Annotated in this window: 15 protein-coding genes and 1 tRNA gene; 8 read left to right on the top strand and 8 right to left on the bottom strand. The window is 68.7% G+C overall.

Annotated elements, in window-relative coordinates:
• The first annotated feature begins 18 nt into the window (after positions 1–18).
• Positions 19–1539, top strand: coding sequence for an alpha/beta hydrolase (locus ACPPVT_RS21305; RefSeq protein WP_426563860.1), 1521 nt, complete (start codon positions 19–21; stop codon positions 1537–1539).
• Between the two features lie 16 nt (positions 1540–1555).
• Here the strand turns inward: ACPPVT_RS21305 and ACPPVT_RS21300 are convergent, their stop codons facing one another.
• On the bottom strand, positions 1556–2074 hold the full coding sequence (locus ACPPVT_RS21300) for a cupin domain-containing protein (RefSeq protein WP_426563858.1): 519 nt from the start codon (positions 2072–2074) through the stop codon (positions 1556–1558).
• 71 nt (positions 2075–2145) lie between these two features.
• Between ACPPVT_RS21300 and ACPPVT_RS21295 the strand changes: the two genes are divergently transcribed.
• Both ACPPVT_RS21295 and ACPPVT_RS21290 read left to right on the top strand, forming a co-directional pair.
• Positions 2146–2808: a TetR/AcrR family transcriptional regulator gene (locus ACPPVT_RS21295; protein WP_426563856.1), complete on the top strand. Its 663-nt coding sequence runs from the start codon at positions 2146–2148 to the stop codon at positions 2806–2808.
• A gap of 63 nt (positions 2809–2871) precedes the next feature.
• Positions 2872–2948 (top strand) — tRNA-Thr (locus ACPPVT_RS21290).
• A 22-nt stretch (positions 2949–2970) separates the two neighbouring features.
• On the opposite strand, the gene ACPPVT_RS21285 is transcribed toward ACPPVT_RS21290, so the two are convergent.
• The 4 genes from ACPPVT_RS21285 to ACPPVT_RS21270 form a co-directional block, all read right to left on the bottom strand.
• Entirely contained in the window at positions 2971–3270 is a 300-nt protein-coding gene (locus ACPPVT_RS21285; protein ID WP_426567225.1) for a tyrosine-type recombinase/integrase, read from the bottom strand.
• A gap of 127 nt (positions 3271–3397) precedes the next feature.
• A complete protein-coding gene (locus tag ACPPVT_RS21280; protein WP_426563854.1) occupies positions 3398–4441 on the bottom strand; it encodes a Fic family protein in 1044 nt (347 codons plus the stop codon).
• Between the two features lie 902 nt (positions 4442–5343).
• Positions 5344–6489, bottom strand: a complete 1146-nt coding sequence (locus tag ACPPVT_RS21275) for a zinc-binding dehydrogenase (protein WP_426563852.1) — start codon at positions 6487–6489, stop codon at positions 5344–5346.
• The gene (locus tag ACPPVT_RS21270; RefSeq protein ID WP_426563850.1) at positions 6443–7063 is read right to left on the bottom strand and encodes a TetR/AcrR family transcriptional regulator; all 621 of its coding nucleotides are present in this window, start codon (positions 7061–7063) and stop codon (positions 6443–6445) included. Before ACPPVT_RS21270 ends, ACPPVT_RS21275 begins: the two co-directional genes overlap by 47 nt.
• Positions 7064–7373: 310 nt before the next feature.
• On the opposite strand from ACPPVT_RS21270, the gene ACPPVT_RS21265 reads away from it, so the two are divergent.
• From ACPPVT_RS21265 to ACPPVT_RS21255, 3 genes are read left to right on the top strand one after another with little or no spacing between them, the layout of a single operon-like run.
• Positions 7374–8606 (top strand): acetyl-CoA C-acyltransferase, encoded by a 1233-nt coding sequence (locus tag ACPPVT_RS21265; protein WP_426563848.1) that lies wholly within the window; start codon positions 7374–7376, stop codon positions 8604–8606.
• A 10-nt stretch (positions 8607–8616) separates the two neighbouring features.
• Positions 8617–9558: an SDR family NAD(P)-dependent oxidoreductase gene (locus tag ACPPVT_RS21260; protein ID WP_426563846.1), complete on the top strand. Its 942-nt coding sequence runs from the start codon at positions 8617–8619 to the stop codon at positions 9556–9558.
• Positions 9559–9560: 2 nt separating this feature from the next.
• The gene (locus ACPPVT_RS21255; protein ID WP_426563844.1) at positions 9561–10559 is read left to right on the top strand and encodes a winged helix-turn-helix transcriptional regulator; all 999 of its coding nucleotides are present in this window, start codon (positions 9561–9563) and stop codon (positions 10557–10559) included.
• Here ACPPVT_RS21255 and ACPPVT_RS21250 read toward each other — a convergent pair.
• The 3 genes from ACPPVT_RS21250 to ACPPVT_RS21240 are packed head-to-tail and all read right to left on the bottom strand — an operon-like array spanning position 10556 to position 12926.
• Positions 10556–11584, bottom strand: coding sequence for a dihydrodipicolinate reductase (locus tag ACPPVT_RS21250; protein ID WP_426563842.1), 1029 nt, complete (start codon positions 11582–11584; stop codon positions 10556–10558). The two genes, ACPPVT_RS21255 and ACPPVT_RS21250, sit on opposite strands and share 4 nt — an antisense overlap.
• Positions 11585–11595: 11 nt before the next feature.
• Positions 11596–12366 carry an SDR family oxidoreductase gene (locus ACPPVT_RS21245; RefSeq protein WP_426563840.1) on the bottom strand — a complete coding sequence of 257 codons (771 nt, stop codon included), beginning with the start codon at positions 12364–12366 and terminating at the stop codon, positions 11596–11598.
• Entirely contained in the window at positions 12363–12926 is a 564-nt protein-coding gene (locus tag ACPPVT_RS21240) for a nuclear transport factor 2 family protein (RefSeq protein ID WP_426563838.1), read from the bottom strand. Before ACPPVT_RS21240 ends, ACPPVT_RS21245 begins: the two co-directional genes overlap by 4 nt.
• A 184-nt stretch (positions 12927–13110) precedes the next feature.
• On the opposite strand from ACPPVT_RS21240, the gene ACPPVT_RS21235 reads away from it, so the two are divergent.
• Both ACPPVT_RS21235 and ACPPVT_RS21230 read left to right on the top strand, forming a co-directional pair.
• On the top strand, positions 13111–14805 hold the full coding sequence (locus ACPPVT_RS21235; protein WP_426563836.1) for a class I adenylate-forming enzyme family protein: 1695 nt from the start codon (positions 13111–13113) through the stop codon (positions 14803–14805).
• A 1-nt stretch (position 14806) separates the two neighbouring features.
• Entirely contained in the window at positions 14807–16354 is a 1548-nt protein-coding gene (locus ACPPVT_RS21230; protein ID WP_426563834.1) for a class I adenylate-forming enzyme family protein, read from the top strand.
• Positions 16355–16361: the final 7 nt, after the last annotated feature.

The raw sequence follows: 16361 nt of genomic DNA, 5'->3' as shown, positions 1-16361 counted from the left end.
GGACTGTCCCGGGGCCCAATGGCTAGCGCCATCGTGGCTGCCGCGCTGGCGCTGTCGCTGGTCTCCGCGTGCACCAGTGGGGACGACGCGCCGGCCGCCGGCAGCCCGAACGCGCCGTCCGTGACCACTGCTCCGGTCCCGGACCGGCTGGCGACCTTTTACGACCAGAAGCTGTCCTGGAAGGACTGCCGCGACGGCTTCGAGTGCACCGAGCTCACCGTGCCGGTCGACTACGACAAGCCGGACGGCCCGACGATCGGGCTGTCGGTGATCAGGCTGCCGGCGGGCAAGCCCAAGCAGCGCATCGGTTCGCTGCTGATCAACCCGGGCGGCCCGGGGGCATCCGGGGTGAGCTATGCGCGGTCGGCGACGTCCGTGATCAGCAACGCGACCCGGCGCAGCTACGACGTGGTGGGCTTCGACCCGCGCGGCGTCGCGGCGTCCGACCCGCTGGACTGCCTGTCGGACAAGCAGACCGACACGATGCTCGGTGCCGACCCGACACCGGACACCGCCGCCGAGGTCGCCACAACAGTGCAGCTGGCCAAACTGCTGGGCAACGGTTGCGAGCAGGCGGACCCAGCACTCGTCGGCCACGTCGACACGGTCAGTGCCGCCCGCGACATGGACGTGCTCCGCGCGGCGCTCGGCGACAAGCGGTTGTCCTATCTGGGCAAGTCGTACGGCACGTTCCTCGGCGCCAGCTATGCCGACCTGTTCCCGCAGAACATCGGTCGGATGGTGCTGGACGGCGCGATCGACCCGTCGCTGACGTCCGAGCAGATCGACCTCGGGCAGGCCAAGGGCTTCGAGCAGGCGACCCGCTCGTTCGTCGCGGACTGCGTCTCGTCGTCCGGCTGCCCGTTGGGCTCGACGGTGGACGGCGGGATGCGCCGGCTGCAGGGGCTGCTCGCGTCGCTGGACGAGCACCCGTTGCCCTCCGGTGAGGCCGACCGCCCGCTGACCGAGGGCTGGGGCAGCCTGGGCATCGCGCTCGCCATGTACGACCCGGGTTTCTGGCCGACGCTGCGCCAGGCACTGGACAAGGCGTTCGGGGGTGACGGGTCCGGCCTGATGAGGCTGGCCGACGTCTACGCCGACCGCAGCGCCCGGGGCACCTACGACACGAACCAGAACTCCGTCATCTACGCCGTCAACTGCCTGGACCGGCCGGACGACGGCGGCGTGGCCGAGGTGAAGTCCGAGCTGTCGACCTTCGAGAACGCCGCGCCGACCTGGGGGCGCTTCCTCGCCTGGAGCGCGCTGCCTTGCTCGTTCTGGCCGGTCAAGGGCAGCGGCAAGCCGCACAAGATCACCGCGGCGGGCAGCCCGCCGATCGTGGTCGTCGGCACCACCCGCGACCCGGCGACGCCGTACCCGTGGGCGCAGGGGCTGGCCGCGCAGCTGGCGGACGGGCACCTGATCACGCACAAGGGCGACGGTCACACGGCCTACATGCGCGGCAGCCGCTGCGTGGACAAGGCCGTCGACGGCTACCTGCTGCGCGGCACGGTGCCCAAGGACGGGCTCACCTGCTGAGCGACGTCGACCGGGGTCAGCTCGCCGGCTCGTCGTCTGGGATCGGTGGGCCGACCACGGTCAGGCCGTAGCGCGGACCGATCTCGTTCCAGCGCTGGATCTCCTCGGCCATGCTGAGCCCGTCCTCGCCCGGCAGCCGCCGCTCGGTGGCGGGGACCCCGACCTCGTCGTACAGGCTGAGCAACCCGCCGGGCACGGTGAGCGCGACCACCTTCGCCGGGGTCCGACCGGTGATCCGGAATGCGTGCGGTACCCCTTTGGGCAGGAAGACGAAGTCGCCCTCCGCCAGCCGGTGCACCTCGTCCCCGGCGCGGTAGGTCATGGTGCCGGCAAGCAGGTAGATCGCTTCGGACTCGTTGGCGTGCAGGTGTAGCGGCGTCGCGATCCCAGGGGGCTGGGTGACCACCGAGACGCCGAGCTCGCCGCCGCTGTCCGAGGCCGAGAGCAGTGTCTCGAACAGCGAGCCCATCGCCCACGTCGTCCGGCCGGTGGCTGCGGGGCGGAACACGGGAGCGGTGAGGGTTGACTCGTTCACGAGGCACCTCCGTGCCGTTGTCAGCAGTTCGTCCGAATGGCGTTCTGCCGAATATTGCTAAGGTAGGTCTCGTGAGCCGTCCGGTCAAGACCCGCCCATACCGCTCGCCGCAGCGCGCGGCGCAGGCGGCGGCGACGCGGGTGGCCGTCCTGCGTGCTGCGCACCAGCTGTTCACCGCTCAGGGCTACGCCGGGACGACGGTCACCCAGGTCGCGCGCACGGCCGGCGTCGCCGTGGACACCGTGTACGCCGCGGTCGGCCGCAAGCCCCAGCTGATCCTCGCGCTGGTCGACGAGGCGCTCGCCGGCCACCAGCCGGAGCAGCCGCAGGCGGTGCCGACGAGCGCGCAGGAGCGGGACTACGTGCGCGCGGTCCGTGAGGCGCAGGGCGCCCGCGCGAAGCTGGCCACGTATGCCCGGGCCATCGCAAGCCGACACCAGCAGGTGGTGCCCCTGGTGGCGGCGCTGCGTCAGGCCGCGGGTACGGACCCGACGGCTGCGCAGGCGCTGGCCGCGTTCGGGCAGCGGCGTGCCGACAACATGCGGCTGTTCGCGGCCGACCTGCGCGAGACCGGCGAGCTGCGGACGGACCTGACGGACGACCAGGTGGCCGATTTCATCTGGTCGACCAACGCGACGGAGTACTACGAGCTGTTGACCACGCGTGGGCTCGGGGTGGCGGACATCGAGCGGCTGCTGACCGACATCTGGACGCGAGTGCTGCTAGCGCCATGACGCGTGCACGAGCAGTGCCCGGGGCCCTCTATACTCGATGCTCGTGCCCCTTCGTGGGGTGCTGCCGCCTTAGCTCAGTCGGCCAGAGCGACGCACTCGTAATGCGTAGGTCATCGGTTCGATTCCGATAGGCGGCTCCACCCGGACCCCCAGGTCGCAGGCTCATCCCGCGGCCTGGGGGTCCGTCGTTCCGAGGTCCGCGTCGACTTGGGGGCACATCGGGGGCACAACGGCGTCCAGCCGGTCGGCTACGTCGTCCAGGTCGTCGCCGAACAGTCCGGCGTACACGTCGAGCGTCATCGCCGCCGAGGCGTGCCCGAGCATCCGCTGCACTGCCTTGACGTTGGCACCGGCCGACACGGCCAGGGAGGCCGCGGTGTGCCGGAGGTCGTGCGGAGTGATGCCACTCAGCCCAGAGGTTCGGCACGCCGGATCGAACACACGAGGACGCCAGTTGTTGATCCGCAGCGGCCCGCCGCGAGGCGCGGTGAACAGCAGCTGCTCACCGCCCTTCCCAGCCGCGCGTTGCCCCGGGCCTCCGTCGCGCTCTCATGCTCCGCTATTAGGTCGGTGTCTGTTCTTGCCACCATCAGTCGGTGAGCGCGCGGTACACGTCCTGGCACATGTAGAGCTTCCCGTACGTGATGCCCTCGATCGGTCGAAGGATCTCCAGTTCCACCAGGGCAAGTACGACTGAGCGAGCGCTCGTGTTCGCGATGCCAAACTTCTTCCTGACGTCGCTAACGCTGACAACCGGGCTGCCAATGAGGTCCCTCGCCAACTCAACAATGACGCCCTTCTTGCCTGCGGCCAGCACCCTCTCGATGAGTGAAGTCTGGGTGTCGACGAGACGACTGACTGTTTCCGAGCTCGTGACTGCCTGCTCACGAACCCCGCGAGCAAAGAAGGCGATCCAGGCGTCGTAGTCACCGGTCGCGCTGACATTCAACAGCTGATCGGTGTACTCCTGGCGCCGCGGCTCCAGCCATGACGACAGATTGAGGACGGGATACTGCAGCACCTTGTCCTCAACCAGTTGGAGTGAGATCAGGAGTCGTCCGATACGACCATTGCCATCACTAAATGGGTGCAGGGTCTCAAACTGATAGTGACTTAGCGCCAATCGTGCGATGAAAGGCATGTCGTTGTCGCTGTTGACCCACTTCTCCCATGCGCTAATTCCTTCAACCAATTCCGGTCCCGAGGGCGCGGGAACAAATCGTGAATTCTCAATCCCTCGACCGCTGTCACCGATGCAAACAAGCCGCTTACGCATCTGTCCAGAGTCGAACGATTCCCCTCTCGTACCGCGTACTAGCTCCGCTTGGAGCTCAGCGGCTACGGAAAAGCAGATCGGCTTCGACGTGATCAGTTTTAGGCCCAGGACTGCCGCATTCGTGTAGTTTTGAATCTCACGAACTTCCGGTGTCTGCTTTCGCTCAGCGAGATGCTCGGCCGCGAATACCTCTGACAGAGGCGCAAAAGTACCTTCCAGTGCGGACGTGCTAACCGCTTCGCGAGAAAGAGCCGGCCGCAGGAGAAGTCTCGGGTTCGGCAGTGCGCGAACCTGTGCGTCCAGGCGGCCCAACTCCCTCTCGGCCTCGCTGATCAACTTGAAGGTAGCCGTTCTCATGGACACCTCAGGAGGCAGAGGGTCCGGAATGAACGCGGAGTGGCTAACCGCTCTATCCGTCCTAGGATCAGTGAACTTGATCGGGACGAGCCGGCCGACGGGACTGTGAGCGAAGCGCTCTAGTTCCACTGTTTAGCCTCCAGGCCTGTTTGCCTACAGTGACGGCTTGAACTGTAGGCGCGCCTACAGCTGACGGGCAGAGTGTAGGCGAAGCGCTCTCCAACCTACAATCACACGGTTGTAAGTTAGGTGAACCGGTACGACGCACTACCAACGCGCGCAACGTGCCAGCTCGCCACGTAGCCGACCCCCTTACCCAGGCCGACCCCGACGGGGTTCACGGTCGGCCATCCCGAGCGAGTGTTGCCAGCGCGACGAGGTCGTCGGCAAGCGATCGCGCCACCGCCGGATCCAACTCAATCCCCGCAGGCGCTGCGTCGACCACCACGCGGGCTCCATCGATGTCAGCGATCAACCAGCATGAAACCTCAGCGCTGGGGGAAAGCCCCGGGCTCACGCAGCGATCTCCCGCAGCATCTCTGTGGTGCGCGGCAGGGTGACACCACGGCTGGTGCTGGACGGCGGGGGTGGTTGACTCTCGTGCTCGCCGGTGCTTCATGCTCTTGCTCACGGTCGGACTCCTCTTGCTAGGGGTGCGATCGAGGCTCCGGTCGGTGTTCCAGCACCGGCCGGGGCCGCATGAGTGTTCAAACTCCCGGGAGACCACGGGGCACATCCGGGGCACAGAGTCTTGCCAACCGCTGTCAGGCAGTGAGCGCCACCATCAGCCGACACAGCAGGCGCGACCTTCCCTACGGCGGCGGTTCATCGCGGCTGTGGGTTCTCGTAATGCGTAGGTCATCGGTTCGATTCCGATAGGCGGCTCCACCGGAACTCCCAGGTCACAGGCTCGAAGTGACCTGGGAGCTCTGCGTTTCGCGCGCGCGAGCGACAGGAAGCTCCACGACGACGCGCCCCAGGACCTTGCCCGCCAGCAAGTCGCAGAACGCTTCGGGGATGCTCTCGATCCCGTTGCGCAGGCTCGCCACGCCGACCATCGGCTGATCGACGTCGGTCCGCAGAACCAGGGCCTCCAGCTCCGGACGGACGTCTTCGTGGTCTGTCACCGAGAAGCCGATCATCTGGATCCGCTTCCTGATCAGCAGTGAGGTGTCGTCCAGGACGGGCCTGCGCAGGTCACGACCCGCGCGCCCCACCAGCACGATGCGTCCGCGATCCCGCATGGCGTCGAGGGCCGACGCCAGATGCTCGCCCCCCACGGAGTCGAAGTACAGGTCGAGTCCCTCTGGGGCCGCCTCCCGCAGCTGGGGGCCCAGTTCGCGCGTCCGCTCCAGCACGTGCCTGACCTTCAGCTCACGCTGCAGGAAGTTCAGGCGCTCCGCGCCGGCCGCGCTGGCGATGACCTCGGCTCCGAGTCGATCGGCGATCTGCACCGCACAGCAGCCGACGCCACCAGCGGCCGCCGAGATCCAGACCGTCTCGCCTCGTTGAAGCCTGCCGACGGTCACCAAGCCGGCATAGGCGGTAAGCCCGACGTGGCCGAGAATGGTGAGCTGGCGCAGGGCGTCGGCACCTGGCTCGAGGCGACGAAGCCGCGCGCCGTCGACGTTCGAGCTGGTGGCCCAAGGCAACAAGCCGACGACCGAGTCGCCCTCGTCGAGTCCTGGGTGGCGTGATTGCACCACGAGGCCGATCCCGTCGCTCTGCGGGGTGTCACCGATGTCGATCGCGGGCCCGAGGGTCGTCGAGGATCCGGTGCCGAGCCTCGCCCTGAGGCCCGCGTTCAGCCCAAGCATCCGGGTCATCACCGTGACCTGCCCCTGTTCCAACTCCGACCCGGTGGCTTCGCCCACGAGTCGGAAGTCGGAGGGGACGGGTTCGCTGACCGGGATCTTGTCCAGGATGACCCTTGTCACCGCTGCCATAGCCCTCTCGATCCGTTGCGGCGGGGCCCGCGCCGGGCGCCAGGTCCGCCCGCAGCTAGGAAGCCTTCGCGACGGTGTCGGCGATGGTGAGCTCGAGCCCACGCAGAAAGGTCTCGAGCATCAGGTGGAAAGTCTGGTCCGAGTCCTCGCGGACCGCTCGCAGGCCCTCCTCGACCGCCTCGGCGTCAGGTGGCTGCATCTCCTCGTGGTAGACGCGTAGGCCGATGGCGACGTCGCCGCGCTGCTGCGGAATCGGCAGCATCAACAGGTTCGCGGTCATGATGATGCCGCCGAGCACCATGTCGGCGAAGGTCCGGACGAACTTCTCGGCTGTCTGTCGGTCCAGCCCGGCTGCCATGAGCTTGTCCAGACCCAGCTGAGTCATCCGCCGTTCCGACTCGCCACCGGTGAACCGGGCTGCGACGGTCACGGCGAGGGCTGGTCGGCTCAGGTAGCTACCGCGCAGTGCCCAGGCCGTCGCGCGCAACAGCTCGATGTGCCCGTCCGCGACAGGGATGCGTTCCAGCGTCTCGGTGAGGACCGCATCGCCCATGGCGAGCATCAGCTCGTCCTTGTTCCGGAAGTACCGGTACATGGCGGTCGGGTCGACACCCATCTCCCGGCCCAAGCGGGTCAACGAGAACGTGAGGGTGCCCTGCTCGTCGGCCATCCTCATGGCAGCGTTCAGGATCATGTTCCGCGACAGGGATGCTCGCTGCTTGGCTACCATCTCGACCCCGCGTTTCGTATCGCATCCCCGTGAGCACTCGGTCCCGGCGTCCACTCGTGCTGCTGCACGTGGCGCACGCTTCGATCCTCTGGTGAATCAGAGGCTCTGTCAATGCTCCTGACCAACCGATTGCCAAGTCCAGTGCGTTCCGCGTCCGGGTCGCGGTACGGCACTGGGACGCGATACCGGCGCTTCGGTGGGTCACGTTCGCGCGGCGCACTTGTCTTTCGTGCGGACACATACTACAACTGACGAAGTGACTACAACATCGGGGACGCGGCCGGACGTCTACGTCTTCGACTTCGTGCGCACCCCCCGTGGCAAGGGAGGACCCACCGGCTCCCTGCACTCGATCACCCCGGTCGACGCGCTCGTCCACCTACATCAGGCGCTCGCTGGGCGAACCGGGCTCGACCCTGGCGCCGTCGAGGACGTGGTCATCGGCAACGCCGCCCAGGTGGCCGAGCAGGGTGCGAACATCGCCAGGACGTCGGTCCTGATGGCGGGCTGGCCGGACACGGTGCCCGGGGCGACCCTGAACCGCTTCTGCGCCTCCGGAGTCGATGCGGTGGCGCAGACCGCTGGCCGGATCCGCGGCGGCGACATCGACCTGGCCATCGCCGGTGGCGTCGAGAGCGTCTCGCGGGTGCCGATGTTCAGTGACGGCGGCCCGCTGTGGACGGACGAGCTGGTGATTAACCGGATCGGCTCCATCCACATGGGTGTCGCCGCCGACCTGAACGCCACCATCGAGGGCTTCGATCGTGACGAGCTCGACGCCTACGGCCTGGAGACGCAGCAGAAGGCCACAGCCGCGTGGGCCGCGGGCTTCTACGCGAACAGTGTCGTGCCGATCACCCTGGCCGACGGGGCCGTTTTCGATCGCGACGAGCTGGTTCGACCCGGCACGACCCGCGAGTCGCTGGCTGCCCTGGAGCCGGCGTTCGCCGGGCTGGGCGATGCTGGGCAGGATGCGCTGGCCCTCTCACACCACCCGCACCTGGGCGAGATCAGACACCTGCACACGGTTGGCACGTCGCCGGCGGTGGCCGACGGTGCGGCGCTGCTGCTGCTCGGGTCGGCGCGCTCTGCCGAGCGAACCGGCCTTCGTCCGCGGGCGCGAGTCGTTGCCAGTGTCACAGCGAGCACCGACCCAGTCATCATGCTCACCGCCGGCCAGACCGCTGTCGAGCAGGTGATCGCCAAGGCTGGCTTGAGGCCGGCCGACATCGACGTGTTCGAGTTCGCCGAAGCGTTCGCCGCGCTCTGCCTGCGTTTCCGCAGTGCACTCGACGCCGGCCCGGACCGCCTCAACCCCAACGGTGGCACCATCGCGATGGGCCACGCCTTCGGAGCGACCGGCGCCATCCTGGTGGGGCAGTGCATCGACGAGCTCGAAGCCCGCGACGGCCGCTACGCAGTTGCCGCGGTCAGCGGTGCGGCAGGCTTGGGGGTCGCGGTCCTGCTCGAGCGGGTGCCGCGTGGGTGATCGGGTAGCCGTGGATCCCGCACGGCCGCTCGCCGGTCGCTTCGGGTTGGTCACGGGAGCGGGCAAGGGACTGGGGCGGGCCTTTGCGATGCGGCTCGCCGCTGCCGGGGCGACCGTCGTCGTCAACAACCGGGTCGGAGCGGGGGATTCGGCAGGCGCTGGCTCCGCTGACGCCGTCGTGGCCGAGATCTTGGCAGCCGGCGGCGACGCCGTCGCTGAGTACAGCGACGTCCGCGATCGCGGATTCCCCGACTCCGTCCTCGATCTGGTCCGACGCCGTGGCCGCATCGACTTCCTTGTCGCGAACGCTGCCGTAAGCGCACCGAGGATGTTCCACCGCTCTTCGGCTGAGGAGTTCGACCTGACCACGTCCACCAATCTCGGGGGGACCGCGCACATTGCGATCACCTGCGCCGCGGCCATGCGCGAGCAAGGCTTCGGGCGCATCGTCCTGGTGTCCTCGACCGCAGGACTGCACGGAGAGCCGGGCGTCGCCGCATACGCGGCCAGCAAGGGCGCCCTCATCGCCATGGGTCGCACGATGGCGGCCGAGGGCGCGACGCGAGGCGTACTGACGAACGTGGTCCTGCCGTACGCGCTGACCCGGATGACCGCCTCGAACATGTCGACCCAGCAGGAGCTGCTGCTGACGCCCGAGTCGGTCGCCCCGGTGGTCGCCGCTCTCGTCGACCCCTCGTGCACGTTGAACGGCCAGGTCCTGGTCTGCGGCGCGAACGCGCTGAGGGCGGTTGGGACGGTGGAGTGGGGGACCGTGCCGCTGCCGCCGTCCCGCCTGAATGCGGCCGACCTGCAGCAGGCCGTCGCCAGCAGCCGGCTTTGCCCGCCGCAGGAGTACGAGTACGCGGGGAAGGCGTATGCCGACTTCGCCGCGGACGTCGCCGAACTGGCGGCGTTTGTAGAGTTGGCGCCGGACGGCCGCGAGGCCCACTGACCATGATCCGACCAATCGGGGACTTCGTGACACTTGCCGCTCCGCAACCACCGGGCAACCACCCGACGGCGCTCGATCGCAGCGGTCCCAATGCGATCGCGGTGGCGGCCGGCCTCGTCGCGGACGAGTGGACACTATGGATCGTCCAGATGGCGCTGCGTGGCATGACCCAGTACAACGAGTGGCTCAACGCGGGCCCGATCTCGAGCTCGGTGCTCACCTCGAGGTTGGCCGGTCTGGTGGACACCGGGGTCCTCGAGCGCGTGCAGTACAGCGCACGCCCGCCGCGCTACGACTACGCACTCACCGCCCGCGGACGCCAGATGTGGCCGATCCTGCTGTGCATGTGGGCATGGGAGCAGGCCTGGGTGAACGATCCGGGCGAGCACCTTCCGCTCATGCGGCACAGCAGGTGCGGCAACATCTTCGCGCCGGTGATGGTGTGCAGCGAGTGCGACGAGGCGGTCGGAGCGCGGGACGTGCAGGGTCGGTTCGGACCGAGCGGCGGCTGGCCGCGGAGCATCCCGGCCGGGACGACGCGGCGACGCTCGAGCCAGGGTGACCGGCCAGGAGAGCTCGTCGTCCAGACGATGGCGCTGATCGGGAACCGTTGGTCCTCGGCCGTGCTGGGCGCCGCGTTCATGGGAGCGGATCGGTTCCGCGAGTTCGAGCAGTGGACGGGCGCACCGCCGACCATAGTGGCGGATCGCCTGCGCACCTTCTGCGAGATCGGTGTGCTCGACCGCCAGCCGAACCCGGACCGCCCGGACTGGGCGGTGTACCACCTGACCGACAAGGGCCGCGCGTTCTTCCCCGTCATCGCCGCGCTGTTCGAGTGGGGACAGCGGTGGTTCCAGGCGCCGGAGGGGCCGGCCATCCGGCTGCGTCACCACGAGCGCGGCCACGCCTTCCACCCCCGGCTGATGTGCGGCGAGTGCCAGCAACGGCTGCGCGGCAACACCGTGGAGGTCGTGAGCGCGGGCGCCGCCGAGGCCGGCTAGCCGAACCGGTACGGCGCGAAGCCCACCGGCGCGAGGACACCGGGTGGCGCGGCCAACACCACGGGGATCGCGCGCATCACCACCCCGGCCGTCACAGACTGCACAGCGCTCGTGCGGACGGCGGCGGACGTCGGCTCGTGCAGCTCGATGGTCATCGTCATGTCCGGTTGGCCGCTCACCTGGACCACCCAGTGCGGCCTGCCGGCGTACCGGGGCAGCTGCGGTGCCATCGTCCAGATGATGGCCAGGCTGATCCGGCGCCGGCCGCCCACGCTGAGATGCCAGCGCCACTCGGTCGCGACCACGGTTCCCTCGCGGATCAGGCCGGCACCGACCTGCACGTCCGACGGAGCGAGCTCCAGGTGGTGGTCGTCCTCGATGTCGTAGCCGACCAGACCGAGCTGGTCGGCCATGTAGGCCAGCGTCTCGGAGTACAGCGACCGATAGAGCGGGGGCAGCGGACCGGCGAGCAGGTCGGTGGTCTTCGGGTCCGTGCCCATCCCCATGACGGTGAACACGAAGTCCGGACTGACCATCGCACTGGCGTCGACCACCTCGGCGATGTCGATGGCGTCCAGGTCGAGGCTGATGCCGGTGAGTGCCATCGCCAACCGCTCGCCGATCACCCCCGGGCTGACCCCGACACCGAACAAGGTGGATCCGCCGTCCGCGCAGGCCTGGTCGAACACGGCCAGCCGCTGGGGGCCGTGGGCCCCCGGATAGTGGTTGCCAGCCGTGGTGATGACGTTCTTCCCGCTGCGCAGCAGCCGGCACAGGTCCGCGTCATGGGCGTCGTAGGCCAGCTGGATCCGCGGGGTGTGCAGGACGACGTCGGCCTCCATCGCGATGACCTGCTCGATGTCGCGGGTGGCGATCACCCCCGTGGGATCGCGGCGAGCGATAGTGCCCGCGTCCTGCCCAGCCTTGCGCTCGCTGTAGACCACGAGCCCGACCAGCTCGTGGTCCGGCGAGTCCAGCACCGCGCGCAGGCAGGTCCTCCCGATCGATCCAGTCGCCCACTGCACCACTCGTACGGTCATCTCGCGGGGCGCCGGCCCGTCGTGAGCAACCCGGCTCGCATGGCCTTGGCTGCTGACCGTTCCCAGCGAACCGGGTCGACGGAGTAGCGCGCCCGCGCGGCGACGGCCATCGCGTCGGTGTCCATCATCCGCTCTCCACGGGACATCGCGTCCAGACCGACGGCGGCAACAGTGCGTGGGGTCTCCTTCTCGCCTTCGACGTGTGCCGCCATCCGGGTGTCGACGGAACCGACGACCAGTGCGGTGACTGAGGTGTTCTGCGGCTCGAGCTCGGCACGCGCGATCGTCGACAGGAACAGGGCGGCCGACTTGGCCGGCGAGTACCCACCCATGAAGGCTGTCGGGAAGGCCCCGGCCACCGACAGCACGTTGACGATGGCGCCGCCCCCGTTGGCCGACAGAACCGGCGCGAAGGCACGGATCATGTTCAGCGTGCCGAAGTAGTTGACCTCCATCTCCAGCCTGGCCACCTCGGGGTCGGCGGCCAGCACGAGACGGTCTCGACCGTGGTACCCCGCGTTGTTGACCAGGATCGTGGTGTCCGCGCACCTGGCCGCGGCCGCGGCCACGGACTCCGGGTCGGTGATGTCCAGCTGCACCGCGATCGCGCCCGCGCTGACCAGGTCGGCGGGGACATCGGCGATGCTGCGGGCGCCGCAGTAGACCCTGCTCGCGCCGCGCTCTTGGAGCTCCTCGACGAAGGCCTTCCCGATCCCGCGGTTGCCACCGGTGACGAGCGCGATCCCTCCTGCGACGTCGGCGCTCATGACGTGCCCTCAGCCGTGGTCAGCAGCGGGGCGGGAAAGTCGTCGTACACGGGGTCCTCGGGGTACTTGCCGCTGTACAGCAGGGTCGTCGGGTCGATCACGCCTTGCAACCAGGTCGTGGAGACCGGTCCGAGCTCGCGGGCCCAGTCGAACCTCAGTCGCCGGCGCGCGATCGCCCAGCCTCCCGCGCTGCGCTGCAGGTCATCGACGATCCGGGACGCGATCAGACTGTCCTGCAGCACCCCGTCGGCCTTGATGCGTGTCATCGCCAGCACGTAGTGCTCCGAGCGAGCCTGGTCCCCCCGGACGTCGATCAGGATGTTCGACAGCGAGTGGGTGACGACGGACCGCGGATGGGTCAGCGAACGCTCGATGGAGTCCACGTACCCCTGGGCGGGGCCGGCGTACAGCCCGCCGTGCTCCTCGTAGGCGCCCTCGAGATAGCAGGCTCGCAGGGTGGCGATGTCACCGCGGTCGATGGCTCGCAGGTACCGGGTCAGCAGCTCGGTGATGTTCGCCTTGTCGATCAGCGACGTCAGGTCCTCGGTGCGGTGGCTCATGGTGAGACACTACAACTAACAGGGTCACTTGGCCTACGGCGAAGGTGCCTGCGGTAGGGGTGATTGCGCCCGAACGCGTTGACGTGGGCAATCTGGTGATATAGAACTAACACTGCTAATTGAAGTAGTCTCGTCCATCCCGTCGGTGTCCCGAGGTCAGGGGGAAGCGTTGTCCAGCCGAAGGATGCACAGCCCGGAGCGGATCGCGGAGTTCACCGGCTCCGGGGCCTGGACCGAGGAGACGGTCCAGCAGCTCTTCGCGGACCGGGTCGCCGAGTTCGGCGACGAGCTGGCGGTGGTCGACCCGCCCAACAAGCAGGAGCTGGTCGGGCTCGCCAGCCTGCGAGTCAGCTGGAACCAGCTCGACCGACAGGTCGACGAGCTGGCCGCGGTGCTGCTCGATCACGGCATCGGGGAGGGCGACGTCCTCGCCGTCCAGCTCCCGAACATCGTCGAGCTCGTCATCGCGTACCTCGCGGCGTGGCGGGTTCGGGCGATCATCTCGCCACTGCCGGTTCAGTACCGCCGGCACGAGATCGTCGAGCTCGGGGTGATCGGCGAGATCGACGCCTTCCTGACCTGCGACCGCATCGGCGCGCGCGCGGTCGCGAGCGAGGTGGTCGGCATGCGAGCCGAGATCCCGACCCTGCGCGAGGTCCTCTACTTCGGGACGACGGACGTCGACGGCGCGACCAACGTCGGCTCGGCGATCGGTGCGCTCGGGGTCGGTGCGTCGCAGGCGGTTGCCGCCTATGCCGACGCTCATCCGGTCGACCCCAACGACTGCATCACGATCTGCTGGACGTCCGGAACCGAGTCTCGTCCCAAGGGCGTGCCGCGCGCGCACTACGAGTGGCTCGTGATGAGCTGGGACACGGTGTACTCGCCCGGCCTGACCCACGAGTCGCGCGTGCTCAACCCCTTCCCCATGGTGAACATGGCAGGGATCAACGGCATGCTGCTGCCCTGGCTGCGGGTCGGGTGCGTGCTGGTCCAGCACCACCCGTTCGACCTGACCGTGTTCCTTCGACAGGTGTCGGAGGAACGCATCACCTACACGGTCGCCCCACCGGCCCTGCTGGCCATGCTGCTGCAGAACGACCGCCTCCTCGCCGACTCCGACATCTCGACGCTGCGACAGATCGGCTCGGGCTCGGCACCGCTGCAGACGTGGATGGTGCAGGGCTGGTACGACCGGTACGGGATCTCGATCATCAACTTCTTCGGCTCGAACGAGGGCCTCGCCCTGATGACCGACGTGAAGCTGATGACCGATGCGAGCCAGCGAGCAAGCTACTTCCCGCGCTACGGGCCGACGCGGCACTGGACGTTCCCGGCCGCCGCCCACACGACCATCAAGCTCATCGACCCGGAGACGGGCGCCGAGGTCGACGAACCCGGTCGTCCCGGCGAGCTCTACCTGTACGGGCCGAGCCTGTTCGCCGGCTATCTCGATGCCGCGAACGTCCCCAGTCCGTTCGACCAGGACGGGTTCCTGCGGACCGGCGACCTATTCGTGATCGACGGCCCCGACAACGAGTTCCTGAGGTACGTGGACCGTGCGAAGGACCTGGTCATCCGCGGTGGGATGAACATCGCGCCGGCTGAGCTGGAGACGATGATCGCCACCCATCCCGACGTCGTCGAGGTCGCCGTCGTGGGCTACCCGGACGACCTGCTGGGCGAACGCGTCTGCGCCGTGGTGGTCCCCAAGGACGGTTCGACCGTGACGCTCGCATCCGTCGTCCGGCACCTCGAGGCGCAGCAGATCGCCTCCTACAAGCTGCCCGAACGGCTGGAGCTGCGCACCTCACTCCCGCGCAATCCTGTCGGCAAGATCCTCAAGCGCCAGCTTCGTACCGAGATCAAGGGGCAATGACATGTCAGCGGATGAGACTGTCGGCGGCGTGCTCGCCCGCTCGCTGCACCGCGGTGGCGACCGGGTCGCGCTGCGGGCCCGCGGCGAGGTCCGCACCCACTCCGCGTTGCTGCAGAACGCGTCGAGGTTCGCCAACGCGCTGTCCGGGAACGGCCTGCAGCCAGGTGACCACGTCGCGCTGATGGTGGCTGACGGCATCGACTCCGTTGAGGCGTACCTGGGTTGCCTCATCGGCGGGTTCGCCGCGGTGCACGTGAACGACCGGCTCGCTCCCCCTGAGGTGCAGCGGATCCTGGCGGACGCCGACGCCCGTGCGTTCGTCTACAGCGGGCAGGTTGCGGCCAAGGTGGCCGAGCTGGAGGAGGAGTCGCTCGGGATGGCCGTGGCGCTGGGCGAGGGCGCCCGCGCCGGTCACGCCGACTGGAGCGGGCTCCTGGCACGCGCAGCGACCGCCACCCCACAGGTCGCGCGCCGCGCGGACGACCTCGCGATCGTCGGCTTCACCAGCGGGACGACCGGTCAGCCCAAGGGCGTCGTCCACACCCAGCAGAGCGTGCTGCGCATCCTGCGCCACATGCCGACCCACTTCGACCTGCGGCCGCGCAGCCGCTGCGCGTTCACCGGGACGCTGTCGTTCGTCGCCGGCCTGTGGGGCGTGCTGCTACCGCACCTGTACCTGGGCGGCGAGGTCTCCTTCATGGCGGGACTCGACCCTGACGAGTGGTTCGCCCGCATGCTCGCCGAGGGCTCGACGTTCACGTACGTGCCGACGCCGCTGGCCACGCAGTTCGTCGATCAGGTCCGGCGCAACCCCGCCGTGCTCGACCAGCTGCGAACCGCCGTCCACTCCGGGTCGGCCATGCCACGCGACCACGTCCGCGGGGTCGTGGACGCCATCGGTTCGCGGTTCGTCGAGAACTACGGGATGACCGAGACCGGAGCGCCCGTGACGACCACCGAGCCGGGTGACTGGTCGGACGGCTGCGAGGCCGCCGACGTGTACGCGAGCACCGGTCGCCCGGTGCACATCGCGGACGTCCTGATCCTCGACGCGGACGGCAGGGCGGTGCCCACCGGCGAGACGGGCGAGATCACGGTCAGGACCGAGACGCAGTTCGCGGGCTACTACAAGCGACCCGAGCTCACCTCGGAGACGATCGTCGACGGGCGGATCCGGACCGGCGACATCGGCAGGGTCGACGAGGCGGGCTACCTCTACGTCACCGATCGGGCCAAGGACATGATCATCACCGGCGGGATGAACGTGTACCCGGCGGAGGTGGAAGCGGCGCTGGCCGACGTTCCAGGATTGGCCGAGGTCGCGGTGTTCGGGGTCCCGCACGAGCGCTGGGGCGAGACGGTGGTCGCGGTGGCCGTGTCCCGCGACCCGCAGCTGGACGAGTCCGCCTTCATCGACGCGGCCAGGGCGCGGCTCGCCTCCTACAAGAAGCCCACGCAGGTGCACTTCGTCGACGCCCTGCCACGCACCGCGAGCCTGAAGGTGGACAAGCCCGCCTTGCGCCGGACCTGGGCCACCGAAGGCGCCTGACCCCCAT

It is taken from the genome of Angustibacter sp. McL0619, from assembly GCF_049994355.1.
Classification (GTDB): Bacteria; Actinomycetota; Actinomycetes; order Actinomycetales; family Angustibacteraceae; genus Angustibacter.
This window is presented reverse-complemented; position numbering and strand designations above follow the sequence as displayed.